At 36.5% G+C, this 2,724-nt stretch carries 1 protein-coding gene; it reads left to right on the forward strand.

The features are described 5' to 3' along the window. The first annotated feature begins 805 nt into the window (after window positions 1-805). Entirely contained in the window at window positions 806-2,575 is a 1,770-nt protein-coding gene (gene ltrA, locus ACERJO_RS20855) for a group II intron reverse transcriptase/maturase (protein WP_373648767.1), read from the forward strand. Window positions 2,576-2,724: the final 149 nt, after the last annotated feature.

Raw genomic sequence — 2,724 nt, forward strand, 5'->3', positions numbered from 1 at the left:
TTAGTTGTGCGAAATGTTCCTAGCTTAAATGGAGGATGGTTACATCACTCTGGTAAAGGCTAGGCAGTTCCTTATGGAACGGAAGGGTTATATCGAAGAATCAAATGAAAGGGTAACGCCTTGAAGGGTTCTCTCTGAGTCGAGTAGCACTAAAATTAGTAAGAATGATAGTGTTATAAGCTCGGCAAAAAGGCGTGAGAATTTACCGTAACAGTGATTGTGACTGACGAAAGCCTACCCGCGGGGGTGGTGTAAATCATGATGCTTGAGTTGATTGAATATGGTGAGGATGCTTAATACCCTATAAGAATGGGTAAGCTGACGAACTTCTGAATGTACGGGTCTACACCTGCAATACATAGAAATGTGTATATCACCGAATTGTGAGGTTGGCAGTGGATGAGTAAAACTAACTAATATGAAAATCCATGATATGTTAAAGGCATATGAACGGCTGACAGGCTTACAGGAAGCATCTACGTTCTTTCTATAATAGATATAATTCAACATTGTAAGCTGATAACGTGGAGGGCTTACTCCCTATGAAACGGTAATAAGGAAAGTAGTAATGAGAATAGTTACTGTATAACTTACTTTTATATCAGTGAAGGTGGTGGCACAGTACCAATGAAATGTCTAATCCACATGGAGGGATAGCCACTAGACTAATAAAGAATCATTCAACCATGTAAGACAGTTCTTTATCGGTTAATAAGGTTCTTGTCAGACTAAAAGAGGTCTCACTCCCAAGGGAGTCACCGACTTGTTAAAACGGAAGAAACTGCGACACAGTGAGTATTATGATATGCAGCACTGCTTTGATAATCTGTATGCTCAAAGTGTCGATGGTCAAAATTTCTATGACTTAATGGAAATCATTAGTTCGAAAGAAAATATACGTCTTGCCTATCGAAACATCAAAAGAAATACAGGTAGTAAGACGGCTGGCTCAAATAAATTAACGATTGAGGATGTAAAACATCTCTCAGTAGACGAAGTAATTGAAAAGATTGAAAAGAGGCTCACATCCTATGAACCGCAAAAAGTAAGGCGTGTTTTCATTCCGAAAGCGAATGGGAAAACAAGACCATTAGGAATTCCTACAATTTGGGATAGAATACTTCAACAGTGTATTTTACAAGTATTAGAACCTATATGCGAAGCCAAATTTCATAAACATAGTTATGGCTTCAGATCAAACAGAAGCACTCATCATGCGAAAGCTAGGTTTGAATTTCTTATCAATCAAACAGGACTTCATCACTGTATCGATGTCGATATAAAGGGCTTCTTTGATAATGTGAATCATAGTAAATTGCTTAAACAAATTTGGTCGCTTGGGATAAGGGATAAATCCTTGCTCACTATCATTTCAAAGCTATTAAAAGCAGAGATTGAAGGTGAAGGTCTTCCGACCAAAGGAACGCCCCAAGGTGGTATCTTATCGCCACTTCTTTCGAATATTGTCTTAAACGAATTAGATTGGTGGGTTAGTGACCAGTGGGAAACTTTTAAAACAAGATTCAATTATAAATACCCTGGTAAATATTATCCACTGAAAAAGACGGGATTGAAAGAATGTTACATTGTAAGGTATGCCGATGATTTTAAGGTCTTATGTCGCACTCGTACACAAGCTATTAAAATGAATTATGCTATCAAGGACTTTCTAAAAACTCGGTTACATCTTGAAACAAGTGAAGAGAAGTCTAAAGTAATGAACCTCAAAAAGAATTCGTCAGAATTCCTTGGGTTTTCGATTCGAGCCATTCGAAAAGGTAAAACGCGAATGGGTTATGTTGCTCAATCGAATATGACTAAGAAAGCAAAATCCAATGCATTCGTCAAAATTAAAGAATCAATCAAGGCAATACAAAAGAAGCCATGCATTGAAACGGTTTGGCATTACAATACCGTTGTCATGGGGATCCAAAATTACTATTCAAGTGCCACTCAAATCACAAATAATTTAAGTGAGTTAGCCTCCTATCTTGGAAAGACTTTATATAATCGACTAAAGAGCCTCAGAACAGAAGCGAAATTCTCTGATATGACTTCTACATTACAAAAACGCTATAAAGGATATGAACCTAAGTTTTATAAAATTAGGGATATGGTATTTGTTCCTATTTATGCTCAACGGCATAAAACTAACCTCTGTTTTTCTCAAGATATCTGTAATTATACGGTTAAAGGCAGAGACAAGATACACAATACCCTTAAAGCAATAAATAAAAATGTATTAGCTTATATTATGAGAAATTTCATCCCAAATCGAACGATTGAATATAATGACAACCGTATTAGTAGATTTATTGCTCAATACGGAAAATGTGCTGTATTAGGGGTTGAACTTGGAAAAAGGGATTGGCACTGTCACCATAAGAACCCCTATCATCTAACAAGAGATGATAGTTACTCAAACCTTATAGTGTTACATGAAGCCATTCACAGACTTGTACATCTGAAAGATGTTAATAAAATCAAGTCGTTCCTCCAAACATTTCAATTAAACAAAAAGCAAAAAGAAAAGATAAATGAACTCCGAAAACTATGCAAAAATGAATCAATCTAAGTAGGGAATAAATACTTTCGCTTCATTAAATACATAGAATTGAATGAATTGGACTAGTTGGAACGCCGTATGCGATGAAAGTCGCACGTACGGTGTGAACAGGGGGAAAAGGAAGCGATAACTTCAAATCCTTACCTATCTGTACGAAG

It is taken from the genome of Halalkalibacter sp. AB-rgal2 (genome assembly GCF_041821005.1).
Taxonomy (GTDB): domain Bacteria; phylum Bacillota; class Bacilli; order Bacillales; family Bacillaceae_D; genus Halalkalibacter.